Below are 23265 nucleotides of genomic sequence, written 5' to 3'. Positions count from 1 at the left end.
CTGAATCATCTGATTCAGGGCTTCTTCGTTTCTGGGACTTAGAAATCCCAGTCTTCGTCTTCGGTTTCCACAGCTTTGCCGATCACATAGGATGAACCGGCCCCGGAGAAGAAATCATGGTTTTCCTCCGCGCCCGGCGATAGGGCAGCCAGAATGGCCGGATTGACGTCGGTCATGCTGGCGGGAAATAGCGCTTCATAGCCCAGATTCATCAGCGCTTTATTGGCGTTATAGTGCAGGAATTTCACTACATCATCGCTCCAGCCGACGTCGTCATACAGCTCATGGGTGTAATCCACCTCATTGTCGTACAGGGTTTGCAGCAAATCGTAGGCGAAGGCCTGCAAATCCCGTTGTTGTTGCGTACCCACGCGTTTTAACCCTTGCTGGTATTTATAGCCGATGTAATACCCGTGCACCGCTTCGTCGCGGATGATAAGGCGAATCAGGTCGGCGGTATTGGTCAACTGGCCGCGGCTGGCCCAGTACATCGGCAGGTAAAAACCGGAGTAAAACAGGAAGGATTCCAGAAAGACGCTGGCGATTTTCTTTTTCAGCGGATCGTCATGCTGGTAATGCGAGAGAATCAGAGCCGCCTTGTTTTGCAACGGCTGGTTACGTTCGCTCCAGCTATAAGCGTCGTCCACTTCGCTGGTCAGGCACAGGGTGGAAAAGATGGCGCTGTAAGAGCGAGCATGGACCGCTTCCATAAAACCGATGTTGGAGAGCACCGCTTCTTCATGCGGCGTCAGCACATCGGCCATCAGCGCAGGGGCGCCCTGAGTATTCTGCAGCGTATCCAGCAGGGTCAGGCCGGTAAACACCCGCAGCGTGAGTTGACGTTCGATATCACTCAATTGCGCCCAGGACGGCATATCGTTGGACAGCGCGATTTTTTCCGGTAGCCAGAAATTGGTGGTCAGCCGATTCCATACCTCCAGATCCTTGTCATCCTGCGGGCGATTCCAGTTGATGGCCTTCAGGGGCAAAAGCGGACTCATGCAGTTATCTCCGATGTTCATATATTGCATTAGGCATATTGCATCAGGCGTGTATTACAGCGAGCAGGACACACAGCCCTGGATCTCGGTGCCTTCCAGCGCTTTTTGGCGTACGCGAATGTAGTACAGGGTCTTGATGCCTTTTTTCCAGGCATAGATCTGCGCTTTGTTGATATCGCGGGTGGTGGCGGTATCGGGGAAAAATAACGTCAGCGACAGCCCTTGATCGACATGGCGGGTCGCCACGGCGTAGGTGTCGATGATTTTCTCCGGACCGATCTCATAGGCGTCCTGATAAAAGCGTTGGTTGTCGTTAGTCATGTACGGGGCAGGGTAGTAAACCCGTCCCAGCTTGCCTTCCTTGCGGATCTCGATGCGCGAAACAATCGGGTGGATGCTCGCCGTGGCATGATTGATATAGGAAATCGAACCGGTGGGCGGCACCGCCTGTAGGTTCTGATTGTAGAGTCCGTGGCGCATCACCTGCGCTTTTAGCGCCAGCCAGTCTTCTGGTAAAGGCAGCGTAATGCCGGCGCAAGCGAATAGTTCGCGCACACGCTCCGTGACCGGCTGCCACTCTTGCGACAGATAACGATCAAAAAACGCGCCGCTGGCGTACTGCGAATCGGCGAACCCGGCGAAGGTTTGGTTACGCTCTTGTGCCAGCAGGCTGGAGGTGCGCAAGGCGTGATACGTCACGGCGTAAAAATAAAGGTTGGTAAAATCCAGCGCTTCTTCTGAACCGTAAAACAACCCTTCGCGCGCCAGATAGCCGTGCAGGTTCATCTGCCCCAGCCCGATGGCGTGAGACTCAGTATTGCCGTTGGCGATAGACGGCACCGCGCCGATATGGCTCATGTCGGACACCGCTGTCAGCGCCCGCACGGCGATTTCCACTGATCGGGCCAGGTTGCCGCCATCCATCACACGGGCGATATTGAGCGACCCGAGGTTACAGGAAATGTCCTTCCCGACCTGACGATAATTCAAATCCTCCTGATACTCGCTGGCGCGGCTGACCTGCAAAATTTCCGAGCACAGGTTGCTCATGGTGATGCGGCCGGCCACCGGGTTGTGGCGGTTCACGGTATCTTCGAACATCAGGTAGGGGTAACCGGATTCAAACTGGATCTCGGCCAGCGTCTGGAAAAACTGGCGGGCGTTGAGGGTCCATTTGCGAATACCGGGATGGCTGACCAGTTCATCGTATTTTTCGCTGACGCTGATTTCCGACAGCGGCATGCCATACACCCGCTCAACGTCATAGGGTGAAAACAGGTGCATATCCTGATTGGCGCGGGCCAGCCGCAGCGTAATGTCCGGAATGACCACTCCCAGCGACAGGGTTTTGATGCGGATTTTCTCGTCGGCGTTTTCCCGGCGGGTATCAAGAAAACGCAGGATATCCGGGTGATGGGCGTGCAGGTAAACCGCTCCGGCTCCCTGGCGGGCACCGAGCTGATTGGCGTAGGAAAATGCGTCCTCCAGCATTTTCATGATCGGAATGACGCCGGATGACTGGTTTTCGATGCGTTTTATCGGCGCGCCGGTTTCACGGATATTGGTCAGCATAAAGGCTACGCCGCCGCCGCGTTTGGAGAGTTGCAGCGCCGAATTGACCGCCCGGCCGATGGACTCCATGTTGTCCTCGATACGTAGCAGAAAGCAGGACACCAGCTCGCCGCGCTGCTGTTTGCCGCAATTGAGGAAAGTCGGCGTGGCAGGCTGGAAGCGGCCGCTCATCATTTCATCCACCAGTTGACGGGCCAGTTTCGTGTCGCCTTGCGCCAGCGTCAGCGCCACCATGCAGGCCCGGTCGTCATAGCTTTCCAGATACTGGCTGCCGTCGAAGGTTTTCAGCGCATAGCTGGTGTAAAACTTGAAGGCACCCAGAAAGCTTTGGAACTGGTAGCGATGTTCGGCCGCGCGCTGGAACAGTTCGACGATGAAGTCCAACTGGTAGCGTGCCAGTACCTGGGGCTCGTAATACCCTTCCTGTTGCAGCCAGCGTAATTTCTCTTCCAGAGACGGGAAATGGCGGGTGCGCGGCAGCACATGGTCGCGGAAATAGACCTGAATGGCCTGCCGATCCTGCTCAAACTGAATACGGCCGTCGGCGTCGTAGATGTTCAGCATGGCGTTGAGCGCATGGTAATCCAGCTGGCTGGAAGGCGCGTCGGTCAGGAATTCTGCTGTAGCCAAAATTGGTTCACTCCTCTGCGTACGTTGTTTACATCTTCCGGGGTGCCAGACAGCTCAAAGCGGTAAAGGCAGGGAACCTGGCATTTGGCGGCGATAATGTCGCCGGCGATGGCGTAGGCGGCGCCAAAGTTGCGGTTTCCGGCGGCGATGACGCCGCGCAGCAACGCACGACGCGATGATTGGTTGAGAAAGTGGATAACCTGACGGGGCACCGCCCCTCGGGTGCCGCCACCGCCGTAACTGGGCACCACCAGAATGTACGGACTGGCGATATCCGGCATCGGCGCATCGGCCTGCAGCGGTATCCGCATCGCCGGTAATCCCAGACGACAGACGAACCGATGCGTGTTTTCCGACTGGCTGGAGAAATAGATGATCGGATTCATCATCGTAATCTCAGGCGGTGACGGCGCGTAGAGAACTGAGTTTATCCGGACGGAAACCACACCAATGCGCCCCGTCGGTTTCCACCACCGGCACCTGACGGTAGCCGAGCGCCAGGACATGCTCCCGCGCCTGCTCATCGCAGGAGATATCGACCTTGCGGTAGGTCACGCCATAGTTATCCAGCGTGCGGCAGGTGGCGTCGCATTGAGGGCAGTCTGGTTTGCTGTAAACACTAATAGTCATGATTCGTATTACCTTTTTTTGAGTAAAAAAGGGGCGATAGCGTACTGTTCAAGAACCTGTACCTGATGAAGCACGTCGGCCAGTCTTGTCATGAATACTAGATATTGTGTTTTAAAATATCAACCACGCAATATATAGAGGTTTTGGTGAGGTGAACCCAATATGGGAAGATGGCGGTGAAGAAAGCCTGAGGGCGGGCGCCCTCAGGTGAATGGTCAAACGGTTGCGATGTTTCTGCCGTAATAGATTTCCTGCATCTCGCGATACAGCAAATCGGTAATACGTTTGCGCTCTTCTGGGCTCAGTTCTTCCGGACTGACGTTAAACAGGTAGTGCTTCAGGTCGAAATCCTTCAGCAGCATTTTGGTGTGAAAAATGTTTTCCTGGTAAACGTTCACGTCCATCAGGTGATAGAGCGATTTCATGTCGTCGGACATGAAGTTCTGAATCGAATTGATTTTGTGGTCGATGAAATGCTTGACGCCGTTGATGTCGCGGGTAAAACCGCGCACGCGATAGTCGATGGTCACGATATCCGATTCCAGCTGGTGAATCAGATAGTTGAGCGCCTTGAGCGGAGAAATGACGCCACAGGTAGACACTTCGATATCCGCACGGAAGGTACACAGGCCGCCGCCGGGGTGGCTTTCCGGATAGGTGTGCACACAAATATGGCTCTTGTCGAGATGCGCGACGACGGAGTTCGGCAGCGGACCGGGATGTTCGGAGGTATCCACATCGCGGGGGTCCATCGGTTCCTCGCTGACCAGAATAGTGACGCTGGCGCCCTGCGGTTCATAATCCTGGCGGGCAATATTCAACACATTGGCGCCAATGATGGAGCAGGTTTCACTCAGGATTTCTGTCAGACGGTTCGCATTGTACTGCTCATCAATGTACGCGATATAGCCATCGCGGTCGGCAGGCGTTTTGGCGTAACAGATATCGTAGATACAAAAACTCAGGCTCTTGGTCAGATTGTTAAAGCCATGTAGTTTCAGCTTTTGCAATTTAATTCACCCCCTTATGGATGCCGGTGATCAGCGTGCGGCTGACAGGGCATTCAGTAAATATTGCGGCAGGGCAAAGCTGCCGGTATGAATGGCCGGATTGTAATAGCGGCATTCGATTCCCGCGGCGTCAAACCGCTGCTGCAGGCTATTTTGATCGATGGTACGCAACGCCGGGTTGTTGCTGGCCCAGGCAAAGGTCATGATTCCGCCGTAGTAAGTGGGAATCGCGGTCTGATAAAAACTGACGTCGCTGAAATAGTGGCTCAGTTTCTGATGGCTATTGACCGCCTCATCCTGCTGCAGGAAGCAGACGCCGTTCTGCGCCACGAAGATCCCCCCGTCGTTCAGGCGGCGTGCGCATCCCTGATAGAAATCTGAGGTAAACAGGCTTTCGCCGGGGCCGATAGGATCGGTGCAGTCGGAGATGATGATATCGAACTTTTCCTGACAGGCATTGACGAAGTTAACACCATCGTCAATCACCAGACGAAAGCGCGGGTCATCGTAGGCGCCGGCGCTGTGATTGGGCAGATATTGACGGCAGAACGCCACCACGCCGGCATCGATTTCCACCATCGTGACCTGTTCTATGTTACGGTGACGGCAGACTTCGCGCAGCATGCCGCCGTCGCCGCCGCCGATGATCAGCACGCGTTTAGCGTTGCCGTGGGCCAGCAGCGGAACATGGGTCATCATTTCGTGATAGATGAACTCGTCGCGTTCGGTGGTTTGCACTACGCCATCCAGTGCCATAACTCGGCCTAGCGCAGCGTTTTCGAAGATGATCAGATCCTGATGGTCGGTTTTTTCATGATAGAGCACCTGGTCTATCGAAAAATACTGACCAAAGTTGGCATGCAGGGTCTCATACCAAATTTCTTTCCGGGACATGTTAGGGCTTCCTCCGCGATAACAGCCATGAAAATTGGCGCGCTATGATAGCTAACTCTCATGGTGCTTGCACGGTCAAATTTCACGCAATACGGAGGATTTTACGCTTTACTGCGTATTCGCGAGTAAACTGAGCGAGTTTCGTGCCAGATACTGGCATTTTTTCGGGGTGGGAATGGCGATCCCGCTCAGGTCGCGGTAACTGGCTTCGCCAAGGGCGATCATATCGAACTGATTGTAGTTGCTCAGATCCCAGCGATTTTGCTGGGCGAAGATCACCAGCGCCCGACGGATTTGCTCGTTGGGGAGATCTTTGTAGCCACAGTTGTTTTTCAGATAAACAAAAATAGCGGTCAGATCGGCGAGGTCTTCAGCCTCGAAATCATTCAATGCCTTACTGGCGGAGGAGAAGCCCAACAGCGAGAGCAGGAGCAGCACCAGCGCGGAATGTTTCATAATTCAACCTGTTTCATCTTTCATTAGATGACGTTATCACAGTTACCGGCCCGGATTTCAAGTTTTATTAAGAGCAGCGCGATATCCGCAAGAGGCGGAGAACCGCACCGGGCGGGGCAAACGGAGGGGTGTATGTTCAATGGCACAATTACCCGCTATTTATCAGCTATTGATACCATGACGCCAGCGTCTGGCTTTGATATTAATAGTGCAGTTTAAATTTATCTCACGATCTCTCATGACTTCAGGTATCTGGCGCATTAGTAGTGTGCTGTTGGCAGGAATGCTTCTATTCCCGCTGGTGACCATGGTTGGGATGGCGTTGTCCGCTCCTGGCGACGCGGTGTCGGCGTTATGGCATGCTCTGCCCGTTTATGGAATTAACTCGCTGATGCTGGTGGTGGGCTGCGTGCTGTTCAGCCTGCTGTTTGCACTGCCGTTGGCCTGGCTGATGTCGCGCTATCGTTTTGCCGGCCAGGTGTGGCTGCATCGGGCGTTATTGCTGCCGTTGGCGATGCCCGGTTATCTGCTGGCCGCGGTCTATGGCGACGCGCTGGGGTACGAAGGGCCGGTCAAGCAAACGCTTTATGCCTTGTCGTTTGATACCGACATTGTGCCTCAGACATTCTGGCAACAGGCGCTGATGGTAGTGTGCGCTAGCCTGTGTCTGGCGCTGGTGCTATTCCCGTATGTCTACCTGCTGGTTCGAACGGCGCTGATGTCGCAACCAGTCAGTTTGCAACAGGCTGCCCGGCTGATGAACCAGACTCGTGCGCAGGTATTCTGGCGTGTGGTGTTTCCCATGGCCCGCCCGGCGATCGCGCTTGGCATGGTACTGATGGCGTCGGAAGCGCTCGGCGATTACGGTATTTCCGCTTATTTCTCCTTACAAACTATCACTACGGCCGGTCTGGACTTATGGCGCGACAAGGCGCAACACGGTACGGCGGCATTATTGATGTCGTTGCTGCTGCCGCTGGTGTTCCTGATCTGGTTTCAGGGGCGTCGTAGTCGCGCCCGTCAGTTGCGTTATCAGAAAAGCAGTGGAGTCTACCCGCAAAACGTCCCGGTGCTGCGTGGATGGCCGCGTTTTCTGACCATGCTGTTTGGCGGCGCGCTGGTGGTGATTGCGTTTGTGGTGCCGGTCGGTCGGCTGGTGGGTTGGGCGATATTGTCCGAAGCGCCGATCTGGAGTTTGCCGTTCTTGCTGGCGTTTACCAGTAGCTTCATGGCGGCCGCCTGCGCGACATTGCTGGTGATTGGGCTGGCGGTTGTGTGCACGTTTGATTTTCGGGCAATCGGCAATCCGGCTTACCGTAATCCGTTGCGCTGGCTCAATCTCAACCGGTTATTGCCTTCGACGGCGTTAGGTATGGGCCTGCTGGTGCCGTTTCTGGGGCTGGACGCCTGGCACGCCACGGCCGGCGGTGTGGTGGATGACCCCTGGGCGGGGTCGGTGCTGGTGCTGATTCTGGCCTACTGCATGCGTTTTAGCGGTTTGCTGATTGACCGGCTGCAAATCCGCATGTCCCGCATGTCGGGCGCAATGAATCATGTCAGCCAGTCGCTCGGCTATACGCCAGCTCTGCAGGTACTGTGGGTCTATCTGCCGCAATTACGCCACTGCCTGATTGTCGGCGTCTTGTTGGTGTTTACCGAAAGCCTGCGTGAACTGAACGCCTCGCTATTGTTGCAGCCATTTGAAGTGGAAACCATGGCAACCTATGTGTTCCGTTTCATGATGGATGAACGGTTGCCGCTGGTGGCGACCCCCGCGCTGATGCTGGTTGGTGTGGGGATGATCCCGCTATTTGGGATAACCCGATTGATGAGAATGGAAGGATAGGTAAGTTATGGCGACCCCGGAGATTCTAACGATAGCCTCGCTCAGTTGCCGCTATCCGCAACTTTCCGTGTTGGAAAACGTGAGTTTTTCGGTGCATGAAGGCGAAATGGTATGCCTGCTTGGGGCCAGCGGTGATGGTAAAACCACGCTGCTGAAATCGATAGCGGGTTTGCTGCCGCAGGAACAAGGCAGAATAGCCATCGCCGGCCAGAGGACGGATGCTCAGGCGCAGGGCGCTGAGCCGCCGCCACGCGTGGTGGGGATGGTGTTTCAGGATGACGTGTTGTTTCCCCATTTGACGGTCATGGAGAACATCACCTTCGGGCTGCGCGGCAAGTCATCGGAAGAGGTCAGCACCCTGGCGATGGATGCGGTAGGGCTGATGCAACTGGAAACCTTTACCCGGTGTTACCCCCATGAGCTGTCCAGAGAGCAGAATCAGCGGGCGGCGCTTGCCCGCGCGCTGGCGTGTCAACCCAAACTGTTACTGCTGGATGAGCCTTTTTCCGCCGTTGACGGCCAGATTCGTTACCGCTTGATCAGCGAGCTACGCCAAATCCTGCGGCAGCGTCAGATTGCCACGCTGTTTGCGACGTCTGATCGGGAGGACGCCTTTGCCTTCGCCGATCATCTGATCCTGATCCATGATGGCGGCATTGTGCAGCAGGGTTTTTCCGCCGATCTCTACTACCGGCCGGTCAGCCGTTATGTAGCAAGTTTTATGGGTAATACCAATTACCTGCCGGTGAAGATCAGCGGAGATCGGCAATGGCAGAGTTTTCTCGGCGAGCATCAGGCGACGAGAGCGTTGAAACTGCCGCATGGCGCACGTTATGACTGGCTGATTCGTCCACAAGAGATTGCGCTGGCGCTGGATGAGGAAGGCTCGGGCGTAATCGAAGATCGGCTGTTTATGGGGACCAGTAATTTTTATCGCGTCCGGGTCAATGAGCTGGAACTGCAGGTGCAAAGCGGCAACTGGTTTGAGCCGGGGCAGCCGGTTCGGCTTAGTATTCGCACCGATCAACCGGTTCTGTTTCCACCTGAATCGACGGTAAGTTCACAGGACTAGCGGGCGTCAGGCCCGCTTTGTCTGCCAGAGTATCAATCTGCTGTTAATACCCTGTTCAACATTGGTACAACTCCGTTTTGTTCTGTTCCCCACTACCTGTGATTGGTCTGACCGTTGACGCTACATATGATGTTATCTGGTTGCAGTTGGCTGCGGTGGTTCTGGCGGGACTTCCCTTACGCTGATGCTGACTTCATAGGTTTTACCACCGCCTTGCGGTACGTTGGCGACCAGTTTATTAGCAGCCAATACCGGATCAGTCGCCTGCAATGATGCCTGATAAAGCGCAGGTATTGGTGGCGGCAACCTGAGCGGCGGCGGTGGGAACCCCGGTGGCGGCGGCATTATCTCCTGCCTGTCTGGCCCCCGCGGTTCCGGATTTTCCGGATTCGCAGACGCCACAGACAAGGCCGAAAGCAAGGAAATACCGGCAATCAGCGCCACAGTGCGGCAGGTTTTCGTTAGTGCTGTCATGTTACACCTCGTTTCGGTTGACCGAAGCCCATCAGAAACCTTTTACCGATACTGCGCAACGCGTTTTACCCTCTTTTATCCGCCGATAACGGAATCCTGACTTTCTTGCGAATATGTTGATATTTTCGCCACACTCGACACACTTCGCACAGACCTCAACGCTTCAGTGCGAGAATATCACCCGCCAGAATATGCCAGGCGCTGGGGTGCGTCTCAAAGCCGATTTTGGGGTAATAGTCCACGGCCTGGGGCGCGGCAATCAGAATCAGACGGCACTGCGGTTTGAGCTGCTGAGCGGTATGCGTGATAAGCTGACGACCGATGCCGCCGTGCTGACAAGTTTCATCCACCGCCAGGTCGGACAGGTAACAGCAAAAGTGATAATCCGTCACGCTGCGCGCCACGCCCACCAGTTCATCGCCTCGCCACGCCGTTACCAGCAGGTCGGTTTCGGTTAGCATGCCGGCGAGGGTATCGCGTTGATCCAGCGGCCGTCTCGGACCCAGTGAGGTTCGGTTAAGCAGGTGGATAAACTGATCGACATTGATGGGGTCGTTCACTTTATAGGTGATAACGTTGTCAGCCATTGAAGATGATAAGGTTGTCATGCTCTCTCCGCTATGGGATGGGTGAACCCAGGCTTTCTGTTATACTGCGCGCCGTGATGAATTGCGGCACAGCCTGGCTGTGTATCAGCATCGGAGTATGGCCCCAGCGGCCGATACTGGATACCTTTTTTCTGTGAGTTGTCAGTATGATGAAACATACGGTGGACGTTATGATCTCCGAACGGGAGGTCAAGGCGCGGGTGGCCGAGCTCGGACGCCAAATCAGCGAGCATTACCGCAACAGCGGCAGCGATATGGTGCTGGTGGGACTGCTGCGCGGCTCTTTTGTGTTTATGGCCGATCTGTGCCGCGCCATTGATCTTTCCCACGAGGTGGATTTTATGACCGCCTCCAGTTACGGCGGCGGCATGAATTCGTCCCGCGACGTGAAGATTCTGAAGGATCTGGATGAAGATATCCGCGGCAAAGATGTGCTGATTGTCGAAGATATCATCGACTCCGGCAATACCCTGAGCAAGGTGCGGGAAATTCTGCAACTGCGCGAGCCGAAGTCGCTGGCCATCTGTACGCTGCTGGACAAGCCGTCACGTCGTGAAGTTCCGGTGCCGGTAGAATGGATTGGTTTCTCCATCCCTGACGAATTTGTGGTGGGGTATGGCATCGATTATGCCCAGCGCTATCGCCACCTGCCGTTTATCGGCAAGGTTATCCCGCAATAACGTGTGAAATCGCGCCCATGCCGGCATGGGCGCAATGAAACGGATTACAGCAGCGACGAGATCGCCCGGCGATAACGCTGCTCCAGCGTTTCGCGGCTGGTGGCGGTGACTTCCAGGTCACGCAGACGCCCATCCTGAATCCCGTAGACCCAGCCATGAATCGTCACTTTCTGGCCGCGTTTCCAGGCCGACTGCATGATTGTGGAATGGCCCAGATTGTAGACCTGCTCCACAACGTTGATTTCACACAGTTTGTCAAAGCGCTGTTCGGGTGGCAATTCTCCCAGTAATGAGCTGTGCTTATACCACAGGTCACGGATGTGGAGCAGCCAGTTGTTGATCAGCCCCAACTCCGGGTTTTCAACCGCGGCTTGCACGCCGCCGCAGCCGTAGTGGCCGCAAATGATGATGTGCTCCACTTCCAGTACTTCTACGGCGTACTGCACCACGGACAGGCAGTTAAGATCGGTATGGATCACCAGATTAGCCACGTTACGGTGAACGAACAGTTCGCCCGGTTCGAGGCTGGTCAGGCTTTCGGCGGGAACCCGGCTGTCCGAGCAGCCAATCCACAGAAAGCGGGGACGCTGAGCTAATGCCAGCCGTTCGAAATAATCAGGGTCTTCTTTCACTATCGTTTCAGACCATTGCTGGTTATTGGCGATCAGCGTTTCTATTGTTTTCATGAAAGTAAAGGACCTGTAACAACAAAGGGGCGGTGCAGGGTAATATAGAGCAATCACAAGGGTTTTGAAATCGAAAACTGGGTCTGTTCTCGACCCGCTAACTGATAATAAGGCACGCTTTCAGCTATGACATATGCACTGGAATTGGCGAATGTGACCAAGACGTATCCGGGAGGCGTCCGCGCGCTGCGCGGCATCGACCTGCGCGTTGAGGCCGGGGACTTCTATGCCCTGCTGGGGCCCAATGGCGCCGGCAAGTCCACCACCATCGGCATCATCAGTTCACTGGTCAACAAGACCGACGGCAGGGTTCAGGTGTTCGGCCACGATCTGGACCGGGATATCGTGAACGCCAAGCGGCAACTGGGGCTGGTGCCGCAGGAATTCAACTTCAATCCGTTCGAGACCGTGATGCAAATTGTGGTCAATCAGGCCGGTTACTACGGCGTTCCCCGGCAGGAAGCGTTGCGGCGCGCCGAGAAATACCTCAATCAGCTCGACCTGTGGGGCAAGCGCAACGAGCGCGCCCGCATGCTGTCCGGCGGCATGAAGCGCCGCCTGATGATCGCCCGTGCGTTGATGCATGAACCCAAGCTGCTGATTCTTGACGAGCCGACCGCCGGGGTGGACATCGAATTGCGGCGCTCAATGTGGGGGTTCCTCAAAGAGCTTAACGGACAAGGCACTACCATCATCCTGACCACCCATTATCTGGAAGAAGCGGAAATGCTGTGCCGTAATATCGGCATCATCCAGTCCGGGCAACTGGTGGAAAACACCTCGATGAAGGCGCTGCTGGCCAAACTGCAATCGGAAACCTTCTTTTTCGATCTGGCGGCGAAGAGCGCCCTTCCCAGGCTGGAGGGTTATCAGCACCGGCTGGTGGATACCTCGACGCTGGAAGTGGACGTGAGACGTGAACAGGGGTTGAACGGCATTTTCAGCCAGCTCAGCGCACAAGGCATTCAGGTTCTCAGTATGCGTAACAAGGCCAATCGCCTGGAAGAACTGTTTGTCGCTCTGCTCAATAACAACGGAGATAAAGCATGATGGGGTTATACTGGGTGGCGCTGCAGAGCATCTGGAGCAAGGAAATCAACCGCTTCGCCCGGATCTGGATCCAGACATTGTTGCCGCCGGTGATTACCATGTCGCTGTATTTTGTCATTTTCGGCAATCTGGTCGGCAGCCGTATCGGCGAGATGAACGGTTTTAGTTACATGCAGTTCATCGTGCCGGGGCTGATCATGATGTCGGTGATTACCAACGCCTATGCCAACGTCGCGTCGTCATTTTTCAGCGCTAAATTCCAGCGTAATATCGAAGAGCTGCTGGTGGCGCCGGTGCCGACGCACATCATCATCGCCGGTTACGTCGGCGGCGGTATGGCGCGCGGCATCTGCGTCGGCGTGCTGGTTACTGCGGTGTCGCTGTTCTTTGTGCCGCTGCACGTGCATGCTTGGTGGATGGTGGTGGTGACATTGCTGCTGACAGCGATGCTGTTTTCGCTGGCGGGGCTGATCAACGCCGTATTTGCCAAAACCTTCGACGACATCAGCCTGATCCCGACCTTCGTGCTGACGCCGCTGACCTATCTGGGCGGCGTGTTCTATTCGCTGTCGTTGCTATCGCCGTTCTGGCAGGCGGTGTCCAAATTGAACCCGGTGGTTTATATGATCAGCGGCTTCCGCTTCGGATTCCTGGGCATTCATGATGTGCCGCTGGCATTGACGCTGGCGGTGCTGCTGGCGTTTATCGTGGTGTTCTACGGGCTGAGCTGGTGGCTGATTGAGCGTGGGCGCGGCTTGCGTAGTTAATCAGAGGGTTTTGTCGGATGTGAAGCGGGATGGCGTGTGCCGTCCCGCTTTTTTTATCGGCGCAATGATTCAGGCGATCTGCACCGGAATGGCTTTGGCGGTGCGCTGTAACTCGTTGTTGTCGCCAAAATAGGCGACCTTTGGGCGATGCTCGCGCGCCTGCTCATCCGGCATCTGCACATAGGAGCAGATAATCAGCTTGTCGCCGACGCAGGCGCAGCGCGCGGCGGCACCGTTGACGGAGATAATGCGGGAGCCACGTTCAGCGGCGATCGCGTAGGTGGAGAAACGGTGGCCGTTGTCCACGTTGTAGATGTCGATCGCTTCGTATTCAAGAATACCGGCGGCGTCCATAAAATCCTGATCGATGGCGCAGGACCCTTCATAATGTAAATCCGCCTGGGTTACCTTCACCCGGTGCAGCTTACCTTGCAGCATGGTTCGAATCATCGGTCTGTCACTCTGGTTGGAAAAATCAGGTGGTCAAATCCACCTGTTGGTTGTCAATCAGGCGCGCCTTGCCCAGCCAGGCCGCCATCAGCACCACGGCACGGGTACTGTCGATGGTCAGCGGCTGTAACGTAGCGGCGTCGCGAATAAATAGCTCATCGGGCGTGAATCCGGCGTCGCGCAGCGCCTCTGACGCTTTGGCGAGCATATCATCAACTTGCCGGTCGCCGTTGGATAATTGTTCTACCACGTCGTTCATGATGCGGCGAAGCTGCGGCGCCTGCTGGCGCTCTTCGGCGGTGAGATAACCGTTGCGTGAGCTGAGCGCCAGGCCGTCTTTGGCGCGCACGATGGGCACACCGACGATGCTGATATCGTAGTCCATGTCGGCCACCATTTGACGGATCAGCGCCAGTTGTTGGTAGTCTTTTTCGCCAAAGCAGGCCACATCCGGCTGCACCAGATTGAACAGCTTGCTGACGACGGTGGCGACGCCGCGAAAATGCCCCGGACGGCTTGCGCCTTCCAGCATCTGCGACAGCCCCGGTACTTCCACGAACGTCTGCTGTTGCAGGCCGTTAGGGTAGAGGGTGTCCGGCGCGGGCGCGAACACCAGGTCAACGCCGCGGCGCGTCAGCTTCTCGCAGTCTTCCTGCAGGGTGCGCGGGTAGCGAGCCAGATCGTCCGCCCGGTCAAACTGCAATGGATTGACAAAAATACTGACTATCACGATATCGGCCCGGGCCCGGGCTTCGTCCACCAGCGTCAGGTGGCCGTCATGCAGGTTGCCCATGGTGGGCACCAAAGCGATGCGTTTTCCTTCCAGACGCCAACGGCGGAGTTCGCGGCGCAGCAGCACCGGCGTTTCAATAATCAACACACGCTTGCTCCTGTGTTAAACAAAGCTGTATTTCTCATCGGGAAAGGTTCCCTGCTCGACTTCCTGCACATACAGGCGAACGGCGGCGCGGATATCCGCCGCTTCCGCCATGAAATTGCGGGCGAATTTCGGCGTATGGCCGCCGGTCACGCCCAGGGCGTCGTGCATCACCAGAATCTGGCCGTCGGTGACATTGCCGGCGCCGATGCCGATGACCGGAATACTGAGCGCATCGGTCACCCGCTGGGCCAGCGAAACCGGCACACATTCCAGCACCAGTAACTGCGCGCCCGCTTGTTCCAGCGCCAGCGCGTCTTCCAGCAGCTGGCTGGCGGCGGCTTCGTCGCGCCCCTGGACTTTATAGCCACCAAAGATATTGACCGACTGCGGGGTCAACCCCAAATGTCCGCACACCGGGACGGCGCGTTCGGTCAGCATACGCACGGTCGGCACGAGCCAACTGCCGCCTTCGATCTTGACCATATTAGCACCGGCGCGCATCAGCGCCGCGGCCTGCTGGCAGGCCTGTTCCGGCGTGGCGGCGCCCATAAATGGCAGGTCGGATAACAGCAAGCAATGCGGCGCGCCGCGCCGTACGCAGCGGGTGTGATAAACCATATCGTCAATGGTGACGGGCAGGGTCGAGTCGTGGCCCTGTACGGGCATACCGAGAGAGTCCCCCACCAGCATTACGCGGATGCCCTGTTCATAAAATAACTGGGCGAAGCTGGCGTCATAAGCCGTTAACGTGGCGAACTTTTTCTGTTCCTGTTTCCACTGGCGCAGATGAGAAATAGTCGTCGCTTTCATGGCAACCTTCCTGAGTCAACTCAAGGGCAGTTCAAGGGGAAATCATTCTAATGGAAGGCAGGCATCAGGAACAGCGATCTATTTCTATTTGTAAAACAAGAGACTGGCGTTTTATCCGGCGCCAGCCGCGCATCGCGGTCAGCAGGATGAGGGGGGAAAGGCTATTGTTCGTCCCACAGGGTCAGGCCGTTGCGCGGCACCTGTTGTAACCGCGTCGTTAGCGCTTCTCCATCGGGAAACACCAGTTCCGGCGCCAGTTCAGCCAGTGGGTAGAGCATAAACTCACGGTTTTTCATATCGTAGTGCGGAACCGTGAGCCGTTCGGTATGCAGCGTCAGGGAGCCGAACAGCAGAATATCGAGGTCGAGGGTGCGCGGCCCCCAGCGGTGATCCTTACGCACCCGTCCTTGTTCCTGCTCGATGCGCTGGGTGTGGTCCAGCAACGTTTCCGGCGATAACGTGGTCTGCAATTCGGCGACGGCATTGAGATAATCCGGCTGATCCTGCGGGCCGAGCGGGCGGCTGCGATAAAACGACGAGCAGCGCGCCAGCCTGGTGTGCGCAATGGCGTCCAGCGCGGTTAGCGCCGCACGCACCTGTTGCAATGGCTCGGACAGGTTGCTGCCCAGCGCCAGATAAACCTGGATCACCGGGCGTTATCCCGGCGGGCAGGGCGCTTGCGCGGGCGGCGTGAACGGCGATGCGGCGTCGGGCCGTCATCCAGCGTGTTCAGCATTACCTGCTGGCGCGGCGGCGCGGCGACCTGAAACTCTCCCCACCACTGCGCCAGGCGCTGTAGCTCCTGATGGTTTTCGATTTCCGCACGCAGGCAGAGCAGGTCGTAAGAGGCGCGGAATTTCGGGTGTTCCATCAGTTTAAAGGCGCGTTTGCCCTGACGGCGAGACAGGCGCAACTGCAATTGCCAGATATCGCGGATCAGCGAGGTAATGCGTTTGGGGATCGCCAGCGAGCGACACTGTTCGTCCAGCACGTCGTTCATGGCTAAGGCAAACGCCTCGAAGTAAGCCAGCCCGCTCTCCTGCGTCAGCTTCTGGGCATGTTCCACCAGCGGGTACCACAGCATGGCGGAGAACAGAAACGCCGGATTAACACGCATGTCGTTCTGGATGCGTTGATCGGTGTTTTTCAGCACCTGCACGATCATTCGTTCCATCGTGCTTTCGCCGTTAGCGGTGAAGTAGCGGCTGATCAGCGGAAACAGCGGCTGAAACAGCTGGTATTCGCACAGCAACTGATAGGTCGGATAGCCGTAACCCGCCTGCAGCAGTTTCAGCGATTCTTCAAACAGCCGCGCCGGCGGGATGTCGTGCAGCAGCGAGGCCAGGCGGGGAATCGGCTCGGCGGTTTCCGGGCTGATGCGCATACCGAGTTTGGCGGCGAACCGCACGGCGCGCAGCATGCGCACCGGGTCTTCGCGGTAGCGGGTTTCCGGTTCGCCAATCAGACGAATCAACCCCTGACGCAGGTCGTTCAGGCCGTTGGTATAGTCACGAACGGTGAAGTCGGCGATGCTGTAATAGAGGCTGTTGATGGAGAAGTCGCGCCGCTGGGCGTCTTCCTCGATAGTGCCGAAAATGTTGTCGCGCAGCAGCATACCGTTGTGGCCTTGCTGGGCGGCATTTTTCGTTTCCTGTTCCTGATGCTGTTCGTGGTGGCCGCGGAATGTGGCGACCTCAATGACTTCCGGGCCGAACATCACATGCGCCAGACGAAAACGGCGGCCCACCAGTCGGCAGTTGCGGAACAACTTGCGGACCTGTTCCGGGGTAGCGTTGGTGGTGATATCGAAGTCTTTGGGTTTTTTGCCCAACAGCAGGTCGCGGACGCCGCCGCCTACCAGATAAGCCTCATAGCCCGCTTTGCTCAGGCGATACAGTACTTTCAGCGCATTCTCACTAATGTCGCTGCGTGAAATGGCATGCTGGTCACGGGGAACGACCGTCATCGCCTGCGGCGGATTGTCCGCTCTGGCGGGCTCATTCTCACGATTCAGTACCTTGCGGCAAAAATTAGCTACCCGGGTAAAGATAATACACCTCGATAATCATTGGAAAATTAACGGCACAACAAAAAATAGCGGCTAATCATAGCTCACCCTCAGCCCTTTGAGAATGCTGATGTTATTTCCGGCGATGTACGGGCGGCTTCGACGGGAACCGTAACCAGTGACCAGTGCGCGACGGCCCATGCGAGCAATGCGTCGCGATCGAGGTCTTGCCAGTGCGCTGGCAATGGCTGGCGCAAAAAGGCCAGCGCCTGTGCCAGCACTGCCCGCGGGTCGCCGTCCGGCAGCGCCGGCGCGTGGTTCTGCTTGGAGAGTTTGTTGCCGTCGGAATTGAGCGCCAGCGGCAGATGCACGTAGGCCGGCGCCGGATAATCCAGCTGGTGGTACAGCGATAACTGGCGCACCGTCGGTTCGATCAGGTCCGCGCCGCGTACAATTTCGGTAACGCCCTGATCGTGGTCGTCCACCACCACCGCCAGATTGTAGGCAAACAGGCCATCGCGGCGATGGATAATAAAGTCTTCTCGCGCCAGCGTCGGGTCGGCGTCAATCTGCCCGCGCAAGCGATCGTGAAAGTGGATAACCGGCTGGCTCTGGCGCAGACGCAGCGCCGCCTGATTTGGCGGCAGGCTGAGATCGCGGCAGTGACCGTCATAGTGGCCGCCAATCTGCTGGATGCGTTGCCGGGTGCAGGTGCAGTAGTAACATTTCCCCTGACGCTGCAGGTCGGCCAGCACCGCGCGGTAAAGGTCGTGGCGACGAGACTGGTACGCCACGTCTCCGTCCCAGAGCAGGCCATACTGTTCCAGTTGGCTAAGAATGCGTGTGGCGGCGCCGGGGACTTCGCGCGGCGGGTCGATATCCTCGATACGCACCAGCCAGCGTCCGCGGCAGGCGCGGGCCTGCAGGTAGCTGCCCAGTGCGGCAATCAGGGAACCAAAATGGAGATCGCCGGATGGAGAAGGCGCGAAGCGTCCGACGTAAGGGCGTAATTCAGACATACGGCGACATCATGCCGGTTAAGAGTGATACTGGCTGGTCATAAGAAGCGAAAACCCGGCGGTAGGGCGGTAGGCTTTCCCGCCGGGCGGATATCATCCGGCCATCTGCTTTTCGCGGATTTCGGCCAGCGTTTTGCAGTCGATGCACAGATCGGCGGTGGGACGGGCTTCCAGACGACGGATACCGATTTCCACGCCGCAGGACTCGCAATAGCCAAAGTCCTCGTCTTCGATTTTCTGCAGTGTTTTGGCAATCTTCTTGATCAGCTTACGTTCGCGATCGCGGTTGCGCAGTTCAAGGCTAAACTCTTCTTCCTGCGCGGCACGGTCTACCGGGTCCGGGAAGTTAGCGGCTTCATCCTGCATGTGCGATACGGTTCGATCGACTTCGTCCCTGAGTTGATTGCGCCATGCTTCAAGAATACGCCTGAAATGAGCCAGCTGAGCGTCGTTCATGTATTCTTCGCCCGGCTTCTCCTGGTATGGCTCCACTCCGGCAATCGCGAGAATGCTCAGAGAGGATGTCTTACGGTTTTGCCCTTCTTGCATGTTGCTTCTCCTACATAAACACGACACGCAGTATCGACTCCCCCAGGGGGGAAAAACAGGCCGCTATAAATAACAGATGGAGGTTAGGTTGGCAATGATTCCCGACACCGGCCTGACAAAGTGTGAGAAACGGCATAATCCCATCAGATAATACATAACGCGTGGCAGAATTAGCTCGCTGTCGTCACGTTATTGAACGGTAACAACTCCCCCAGCGTCATGCCATCCGGGGTGATATGGGCACCGTAGCACAGAATTTCAACCCCCTGCTGCCGGGATAGTTGTAATAATTCGGCGTAATGTCGGTCAATGTGTTGCGCCGGCGAAATCCGGTCGATGCCGGAGTGCAGCGCGGCGAAACACAATACGGCACGACCACCCTGCGCCGCCACCTGTTGCAGTTCCCGCAGATGCTTTTGCCCTCTGAGCGTGACCGCATCGGGAAAGTAACCACATCCGTGTTGCAATAATGTGACTGATTTAACTTCAATATAGCAGTCCGCCCGGTCCTCCGCCTGCAATAACACGTCTATCCTGCTGTTTTCCGAACCATAGCGCACTTCGGCGCGGATAGTGGTGTAACCTGTAAAATCGGCCAGTCGGCCTGCTTGCAGCGCCTCAAGCACCAACTGATTAGCGCGCAGGGTATTCACGCCAATCCAGTGCCCTTGCGCGGTCTGCGTCAGTTCCCAGGTATGAGGGTACTTGCGTTTCGGGTTATCCGAGGTGGAGTACCAGACGGTATCGCCCGGCGTGCCGCAGCCGGTCATGGCGCCGGTATTAGGGCAGTGTAGCGTCAGGTTTTTTCCGTCTGGGGTCACCACATCCGCCAGAAATCGTTTGTAACGTTTGAGCAGCGTAGCGGGTTGCAGGCGTGGGGAAAATTGCATGAATGATGTCTCTCAGGAAGTCAGCAACGGCCAGTGGGCGACGGGGTGATAATGGGTTCGACCCGCTTCGGCGCGCGATTCGTACAGAAAAAACTGCTCGACCTGCACCGTCCAGCCGAATGTGGCGGCCGGCACCGGCACCGGACGGGTGGCGCCGCGCAGCAGCGTGATGTGCGGATAAAACGGCTGAGGGGGTTGATAGCAACCGTTGCGCGCCGCCTGCGAGCGTAACATCTCCGCCAGTTGCAGCAATCCGCGCGGCGCCTGACGGCAACCGAGCCACACCACGCCTGGGCGGGGCCAGTGGCCGGCGTCGTTGAGGTTAAGGGTAAACGCCGGCTGACGGATACGCCCGGCCAGCGTCTGCAAAACTTGCATTTTGGCGTCGCTGACCTCGCCGAGGAAGGCCAGTGTCAGGTGCAGATTGGCTGCCGCTACCGGGCGACCGGCTTCGGGAGCGAATTGCGCGGCGCGCCAGTGTACGATCTGCTGACCGATAGCGTCTGGCAACGACAGGGCAAAAAACAGGCGACGGGTCGGGGTCATGGCAATCTCTCCGTTCTGCGGGGTTCCGATGCTACAATGCCCGCCGGAGAAAGTTAAGGTTGCGTTCCGCCATTTGCCATGTGCAGACGCCGGCCGACGCGCCGTTTTTTATTCACTGAGATACTGCCTTTATATAGCGTCCGGCCAGGGTTGTGCCGCCGGATACAGCCATGATTACGGAGAGTTGTGTGAGTCTACCCCCCGTCAGCGCCGTACTGGATGACGTCATCCAGGCGTTGCATACCGCGCCGCAGGTGTTGCTGCATGCCCCGACCGGTGCCGGAAAGTCCACCTGGTTGCCGTTGCAACTGTTGCAGCGGAGCGGCTTTTCCGGCCGCATTATTATGCTGGAGCCGCGTCGGCTGGCGGCCAAAAGCGTGGCTTTCCGGCTGGCGGAGTGGCTGGGGGAAACGCCGGGGCAGACCGTCGGTTACCGCATGCGTTCGGAAAGCCGGGTCAGCAGCCAGACCCGGCTGGAAGTGGTGACGGAAGGCATTTTGACCCGGATGCTGCAACACGATCCGGCGCTGGACGGCGTCTCGCTGGTGATACTGGACGAGTTTCACGAGCGCAGTCTGCAGGCCGATCTGGCACTGGCGCTGCTGCTGGATGTCCAGCAAGGGCTGCGCGATGACCTGAAGTTGCTGATCATGTCCGCCACGCTGGACAATTCCCGGCTCTCTTCTTTATTACCGCAATCGCTCAGCGTGTCGTCGCAAGGGCGCTCCTGGCCGGTGGACCGGCATTACCAGACGGTTGGCTCGCAGGAGCGGCTGGAGGAGGCGGCGGCCCGGCTTATTTATCGCTTGTTGCAGGAGGAAACCGGCTCGTTGCTGGTATTTTTGCCGGGCGTGGCGGAAATCAAACGCTTGCAGACGCTGTTGGAAAACGCGGTGCCGACGGCGGTGGATATCTGCCCGCTGTACGGCGCGCTGACGCTGGCGGAGCAACAGAAAGCGATTCTCCCGGCTGCCGTCGGGCGGCGCAAAGTGGTGCTGGCGACCAACATCGCCGAAACCAGTCTGACCATCGAAGGCATCCGAGTGGTGGTGGACGGCGGCCTGGAACGGGTGGCGCTGTTTGATGTCAAAACCGGGCTGACTCGCCTGGCGACGCAGCGTATCAGCCAGGCATCGATGGTGCAGCGCGCCGGACGCGCCGGGCGTCTGGAGCCGGGCTTGTGCTGGCATCTGTTCGCCCGTGAGCAGGCGGAACGCGCCGTGGCGCAAAGCGAGCCGGAAATCCTGCACAGCGATCTGTCTGGGCTGCGGCTGGATCTGTTGCAATGGGGCTGCGGCGACGTTGCGCAGCTCTGTTGGCTGGATACCCCGCCGCAGCCCGCGTTGCTGGCGGCGGACCGCCTGCTGACGCAACTGGGTACGTGCGATGCGCAGCAACGGCTGACGGCGGACGGGCGTAAGATGGCAGAGCTGGGCAGCGATCCGCGGCTGGCGGCGATGCTGCATGCCGCCGGGCAGGATCCGGATGCGCTGGCGACGGCGGCGTTGCTGGCGGCGATCATCGAAGAACCGCCGCGCGCCGGGTCGCCGAATCTGTCCGACGCGCTGCATCGTCCCGCCAATCACTGGCAGCGCCGGGCGCAACAGTTGGCGCGCCGTGTCGGCAAGACGTCAGGCAAGGTGGATGCAGGTAAAGTGAATGCGGGCAAGGTAAATGAAAGCCTGGCTGCATGGTTGTTGTCGGCGGGATTCGCGGATCGTATCGCCCGGCGGCGCGGTCAGGATGGGCGCTATCAACTGGCGAACGGCTCCGGAGCCAGTCTGCCGCCGGAAGACGCGCTGGCGGCATCGGAATGGTTGCTGGCCCCGGTTCTGATGCAAAGCCCGAACAGCGCCGACGCCCGTATTTTACTGGCGCTGCCGGTGGATATCGATCAACTGGCGCGGCAGCGGCCGGAACTGGTGACAGAACAGAATCTGATGCACTGGGACGAAGAAAAAGGTACCCTGCGCGCCAGCCTGCGAACGCAGATCGGCAGCCTGACGTTATCGTCCCGGCCATTAGCCAAGCCGTCGGACGAGGTGTTGCAGCAGGCGATGCTTAACTGGTTGCGTGAGCAAGGGCTGTCGGTGTTGAACTGGGACGAACCGGCGTTGCAACTGCGCCAGCGGTTGCTGTGCGCCCGGCAGTGGTTGCCGGAGGTCGCGTGGCCGGCGGTGGATGACGATGCCCTGCTGGCGTCGCTGGAGCTATGGCTGCTGCCGTCGCTGAACGGTGTGCGGGATCGCCGTACGCTCAATCAGATCAACCTGAGCGACGCGCTGTGGCGTTTGCTCGACTGGTCGCAACGCCAGCGACTGGATAGCGCGCTGCCCAGCCATTACACTGTGCCCGGCGGCAGCCGCTTGCCGATCCGGTATGATGCCGATCAGCCGCCGGTGCTGGCGGTGCGGCTGCAGGAGATGTTCGGCGAACACAGCAGCCCGCTGCTGGCGGAAGGACGAGTGGCGCTGGTGCTGGAACTGCTCTCTCCGGCGATGCGACCGTTGCAGATCACCCGCGATCTGGCGGCGTTCTGGAACGGCGCCTACCGGGAAGTGCAGAAAGAAATGAAAGGTCGCTATCCCAAGCACGTCTGGCCGGATGATCCGGCGAATACGGCGCCGACCCGGCGCACCAGAAAATACCAGAATACCTAATTTCAGATGTTTCCCCCTTCCTTGTGCAGCGTGGGAGACACAGAGTAGACGGCCACGGTGGGTAATCCGACGGCCGT

General features: G+C 57.7%; 25 protein-coding genes. 6 read left to right on the top strand and 19 right to left on the bottom strand.

The window, feature by feature from the left end; genetic code table 11:
• Nucleotides 1-38 precede the first annotated feature (38 nt).
• From nrdF to DDA898_RS16180, 7 genes are all read right to left on the bottom strand, one after another.
• Entirely contained in the window at nt 39-1001 is a 963-nt protein-coding gene (nrdF, locus tag DDA898_RS16210) for a class 1b ribonucleoside-diphosphate reductase subunit beta (protein WP_038912616.1), read from the bottom strand.
• A gap of 54 nt (nt 1002-1055) precedes the next feature.
• The gene (gene nrdE / locus DDA898_RS16205; protein WP_038911730.1) at nt 1056-3203 is read right to left on the bottom strand and encodes a class 1b ribonucleoside-diphosphate reductase subunit alpha; all 2148 of its coding nucleotides are present in this window, start codon (nt 3201-3203) and stop codon (nt 1056-1058) included.
• Nucleotides 3182-3589: a class Ib ribonucleoside-diphosphate reductase assembly flavoprotein NrdI gene (gene nrdI, locus DDA898_RS16200; protein WP_038902747.1), complete on the bottom strand. Its 408-nt coding sequence runs from the start codon at nt 3587-3589 to the stop codon at nt 3182-3184. Before nrdI ends, nrdE begins: the two co-directional genes overlap by 22 nt.
• Nucleotides 3590-3599: 10 nt before the next feature.
• Complete coding sequence (gene nrdH, locus DDA898_RS16195) at nt 3600-3833, bottom strand: glutaredoxin-like protein NrdH (RefSeq protein ID WP_038911729.1); 234 nt, start codon at nt 3831-3833, stop codon at nt 3600-3602.
• A 215-nt stretch (nt 3834-4048) separates the two neighbouring features.
• Entirely contained in the window at nt 4049-4843 is a 795-nt protein-coding gene (gene speD, locus DDA898_RS16190) for an adenosylmethionine decarboxylase (RefSeq protein WP_013319062.1), read from the bottom strand.
• Nucleotides 4844-4873: 30 nt separating this feature from the next.
• Nucleotides 4874-5737: a polyamine aminopropyltransferase gene (gene speE / locus DDA898_RS16185; protein WP_013319061.1), complete on the bottom strand. Its 864-nt coding sequence runs from the start codon at nt 5735-5737 to the stop codon at nt 4874-4876.
• 108 nt (nt 5738-5845) lie between these two features.
• Nucleotides 5846-6193 carry a YacC family pilotin-like protein gene (locus tag DDA898_RS16180; RefSeq protein WP_013319060.1) on the bottom strand — a complete coding sequence of 116 codons (348 nt, stop codon included), beginning with the start codon at nt 6191-6193 and terminating at the stop codon, nt 5846-5848.
• A gap of 238 nt (nt 6194-6431) precedes the next feature.
• Between DDA898_RS16180 and DDA898_RS16175 the strand changes: the two genes are divergently transcribed.
• Together DDA898_RS16175 and DDA898_RS16170 are read left to right on the top strand one after the other, a co-directional pair.
• A complete protein-coding gene (locus DDA898_RS16175; RefSeq protein ID WP_038911728.1) occupies nt 6432-8039 on the top strand; it encodes an ABC transporter permease in 1608 nt (535 codons plus the stop codon).
• A gap of 7 nt (nt 8040-8046) precedes the next feature.
• Nucleotides 8047-9111, top strand: coding sequence for an ABC transporter ATP-binding protein (locus tag DDA898_RS16170; RefSeq protein ID WP_038911727.1), 1065 nt, complete (start codon nt 8047-8049; stop codon nt 9109-9111).
• A gap of 132 nt (nt 9112-9243) precedes the next feature.
• On the opposite strand, the gene DDA898_RS22490 is transcribed toward DDA898_RS16170, so the two are convergent.
• Complete coding sequence (locus DDA898_RS22490) at nt 9244-9585, bottom strand: hypothetical protein (protein WP_013319057.1); 342 nt, start codon at nt 9583-9585, stop codon at nt 9244-9246.
• A 155-nt stretch (nt 9586-9740) separates the two neighbouring features.
• Nucleotides 9741-10193 (bottom strand): GNAT family N-acetyltransferase, encoded by a 453-nt coding sequence (locus DDA898_RS16165; RefSeq protein WP_038911726.1) that lies wholly within the window; start codon nt 10191-10193, stop codon nt 9741-9743.
• 149 nt (nt 10194-10342) lie between these two features.
• On the opposite strand from DDA898_RS16165, the gene hpt reads away from it, so the two are divergent.
• Nucleotides 10343-10873, top strand: a complete 531-nt coding sequence (hpt, locus tag DDA898_RS16160; RefSeq protein WP_038912615.1) for a hypoxanthine phosphoribosyltransferase — start codon at nt 10343-10345, stop codon at nt 10871-10873.
• Between the two features lie 44 nt (nt 10874-10917).
• Here hpt and can read toward each other — a convergent pair whose 3' ends face one another.
• Complete coding sequence (gene can, locus DDA898_RS16155; RefSeq protein WP_038911725.1) at nt 10918-11559, bottom strand: carbonate dehydratase; 642 nt, start codon at nt 11557-11559, stop codon at nt 10918-10920.
• 126 nt (nt 11560-11685) lie between these two features.
• On the opposite strand from can, the gene DDA898_RS16150 reads away from it, so the two are divergent.
• Nucleotides 11686-12609 carry an ABC transporter ATP-binding protein gene (locus DDA898_RS16150; RefSeq protein WP_013319052.1) on the top strand — a complete coding sequence of 308 codons (924 nt, stop codon included), beginning with the start codon at nt 11686-11688 and terminating at the stop codon, nt 12607-12609.
• A complete protein-coding gene (locus DDA898_RS16145) occupies nt 12606-13376 on the top strand; it encodes an ABC transporter permease (RefSeq protein ID WP_038911724.1) in 771 nt (256 codons plus the stop codon). Before DDA898_RS16150 ends, DDA898_RS16145 begins: the two co-directional genes overlap by 4 nt.
• A gap of 69 nt (nt 13377-13445) precedes the next feature.
• Here DDA898_RS16145 and panD read toward each other — a convergent pair whose 3' ends face one another.
• From panD to thpR, 9 genes are all read right to left on the bottom strand, one after another.
• Nucleotides 13446-13826 (bottom strand): aspartate 1-decarboxylase, encoded by a 381-nt coding sequence (gene panD / locus DDA898_RS16140; RefSeq protein ID WP_038901848.1) that lies wholly within the window; start codon nt 13824-13826, stop codon nt 13446-13448.
• Nucleotides 13827-13851: 25 nt separating this feature from the next.
• Complete coding sequence (gene panC, locus DDA898_RS16135) at nt 13852-14706, bottom strand: pantoate--beta-alanine ligase (RefSeq protein ID WP_013319049.1); 855 nt, start codon at nt 14704-14706, stop codon at nt 13852-13854.
• 15 nt (nt 14707-14721) lie between these two features.
• Nucleotides 14722-15516, bottom strand: coding sequence for a 3-methyl-2-oxobutanoate hydroxymethyltransferase (gene panB, locus DDA898_RS16130; protein ID WP_038901846.1), 795 nt, complete (start codon nt 15514-15516; stop codon nt 14722-14724).
• 161 nt (nt 15517-15677) lie between these two features.
• Nucleotides 15678-16166, bottom strand: coding sequence for a 2-amino-4-hydroxy-6-hydroxymethyldihydropteridine diphosphokinase (gene folK / locus DDA898_RS16125; protein ID WP_038911723.1), 489 nt, complete (start codon nt 16164-16166; stop codon nt 15678-15680).
• Nucleotides 16163-17566, bottom strand: a complete 1404-nt coding sequence (pcnB, locus tag DDA898_RS16120) for a polynucleotide adenylyltransferase PcnB (protein ID WP_013319046.1) — start codon at nt 17564-17566, stop codon at nt 16163-16165. The genes folK and pcnB overlap by 4 nt, the downstream gene beginning before the upstream one ends.
• Nucleotides 17567-17634: 68 nt before the next feature.
• On the bottom strand, nt 17635-18543 hold the full coding sequence (gluQRS, locus tag DDA898_RS16115) for a tRNA glutamyl-Q(34) synthetase GluQRS (RefSeq protein WP_038911722.1): 909 nt from the start codon (nt 18541-18543) through the stop codon (nt 17635-17637).
• A gap of 93 nt (nt 18544-18636) precedes the next feature.
• Nucleotides 18637-19092: an RNA polymerase-binding protein DksA gene (dksA, locus tag DDA898_RS16110; protein WP_012768782.1), complete on the bottom strand. Its 456-nt coding sequence runs from the start codon at nt 19090-19092 to the stop codon at nt 18637-18639.
• 170 nt (nt 19093-19262) lie between these two features.
• Nucleotides 19263-19982 (bottom strand): DNA/RNA nuclease SfsA, encoded by a 720-nt coding sequence (sfsA, locus tag DDA898_RS16105; RefSeq protein ID WP_038911721.1) that lies wholly within the window; start codon nt 19980-19982, stop codon nt 19263-19265.
• A 12-nt stretch (nt 19983-19994) separates the two neighbouring features.
• The gene (gene thpR, locus DDA898_RS16100) at nt 19995-20528 is read right to left on the bottom strand and encodes an RNA 2',3'-cyclic phosphodiesterase (RefSeq protein WP_038911719.1); all 534 of its coding nucleotides are present in this window, start codon (nt 20526-20528) and stop codon (nt 19995-19997) included.
• 188 nt (nt 20529-20716) lie between these two features.
• Here thpR and hrpB point away from each other — a divergent pair, with 188 nt between their 5' ends.
• Nucleotides 20717-23188 (top strand): ATP-dependent helicase HrpB, encoded by a 2472-nt coding sequence (gene hrpB / locus DDA898_RS16095; protein ID WP_038911718.1) that lies wholly within the window; start codon nt 20717-20719, stop codon nt 23186-23188.
• Nucleotides 23189-23265 lie beyond the last annotated feature (77 nt).

Origin of the sequence: Dickeya dadantii NCPPB 898 (assembly GCF_000406145.1) — a bacterium.
GTDB classification, from domain to species: Bacteria; Pseudomonadota; Gammaproteobacteria; order Enterobacterales; family Enterobacteriaceae; genus Dickeya; species Dickeya dadantii.
The sequence above is the reverse complement of the archived record's forward strand: the minus strand, read 5'-3'. Positions and strand labels throughout refer to the sequence as shown.

What these genes read in the sequence shown, in the direction of transcription:
- DDA898_RS16175 (WP_038911728.1), top strand. Translation starts at nt 6,432, where the DNA reads ATGACTTCAGGTATCTGGCGCATTAGTAGTGTGCTGTTGGCAGGAATG.
- nrdH (WP_038911729.1), bottom strand. Translation starts at nt 3,833, where the DNA reads ATGACTATTAGTGTTTACAGCAAACCAGACTGCCCTCAATGCGACGCC.
- thpR (WP_038911719.1), bottom strand. Translation starts at nt 20,528, where the DNA reads ATGACCCCGACCCGTCGCCTGTTTTTTGCCCTGTCGTTGCCAGACGCT.
- DDA898_RS16165 (WP_038911726.1), bottom strand. Translation starts at nt 10,193, where the DNA reads ATGACAACCTTATCATCTTCAATGGCTGACAACGTTATCACCTATAAA.
- hpt (WP_038912615.1), top strand. Translation starts at nt 10,343, where the DNA reads ATGAAACATACGGTGGACGTTATGATCTCCGAACGGGAGGTCAAGGCG.
- can (WP_038911725.1), bottom strand. Translation starts at nt 11,559, where the DNA reads ATGAAAACAATAGAAACGCTGATCGCCAATAACCAGCAATGGTCTGAA.
- DDA898_RS22490 (WP_013319057.1), bottom strand. Translation starts at nt 9,585, where the DNA reads ATGACAGCACTAACGAAAACCTGCCGCACTGTGGCGCTGATTGCCGGT.
- DDA898_RS16150 (WP_013319052.1), top strand. Translation starts at nt 11,686, where the DNA reads ATGACATATGCACTGGAATTGGCGAATGTGACCAAGACGTATCCGGGA.
- nrdF (WP_038912616.1), bottom strand. Translation starts at nt 1,001, where the DNA reads ATGAGTCCGCTTTTGCCCCTGAAGGCCATCAACTGGAATCGCCCGCAG.
- DDA898_RS16170 (WP_038911727.1), top strand. Translation starts at nt 8,047, where the DNA reads ATGGCGACCCCGGAGATTCTAACGATAGCCTCGCTCAGTTGCCGCTAT.
- dksA (WP_012768782.1), bottom strand. Translation starts at nt 19,092, where the DNA reads ATGCAAGAAGGGCAAAACCGTAAGACATCCTCTCTGAGCATTCTCGCG.
- panD (WP_038901848.1), bottom strand. Translation starts at nt 13,826, where the DNA reads ATGATTCGAACCATGCTGCAAGGTAAGCTGCACCGGGTGAAGGTAACC.
- sfsA (WP_038911721.1), bottom strand. Translation starts at nt 19,982, where the DNA reads ATGCAATTTTCCCCACGCCTGCAACCCGCTACGCTGCTCAAACGTTAC.
- nrdI (WP_038902747.1), bottom strand. Translation starts at nt 3,589, where the DNA reads ATGAATCCGATCATCTATTTCTCCAGCCAGTCGGAAAACACGCATCGG.
- DDA898_RS16145 (WP_038911724.1), top strand. Translation starts at nt 12,606, where the DNA reads ATGATGGGGTTATACTGGGTGGCGCTGCAGAGCATCTGGAGCAAGGAA.
- speE (WP_013319061.1), bottom strand. Translation starts at nt 5,737, where the DNA reads ATGTCCCGGAAAGAAATTTGGTATGAGACCCTGCATGCCAACTTTGGT.
- DDA898_RS16180 (WP_013319060.1), bottom strand. Translation starts at nt 6,193, where the DNA reads ATGAAACATTCCGCGCTGGTGCTGCTCCTGCTCTCGCTGTTGGGCTTC.
- panB (WP_038901846.1), bottom strand. Translation starts at nt 15,516, where the DNA reads ATGAAAGCGACGACTATTTCTCATCTGCGCCAGTGGAAACAGGAACAG.
- gluQRS (WP_038911722.1), bottom strand. Translation starts at nt 18,543, where the DNA reads ATGTCTGAATTACGCCCTTACGTCGGACGCTTCGCGCCTTCTCCATCC.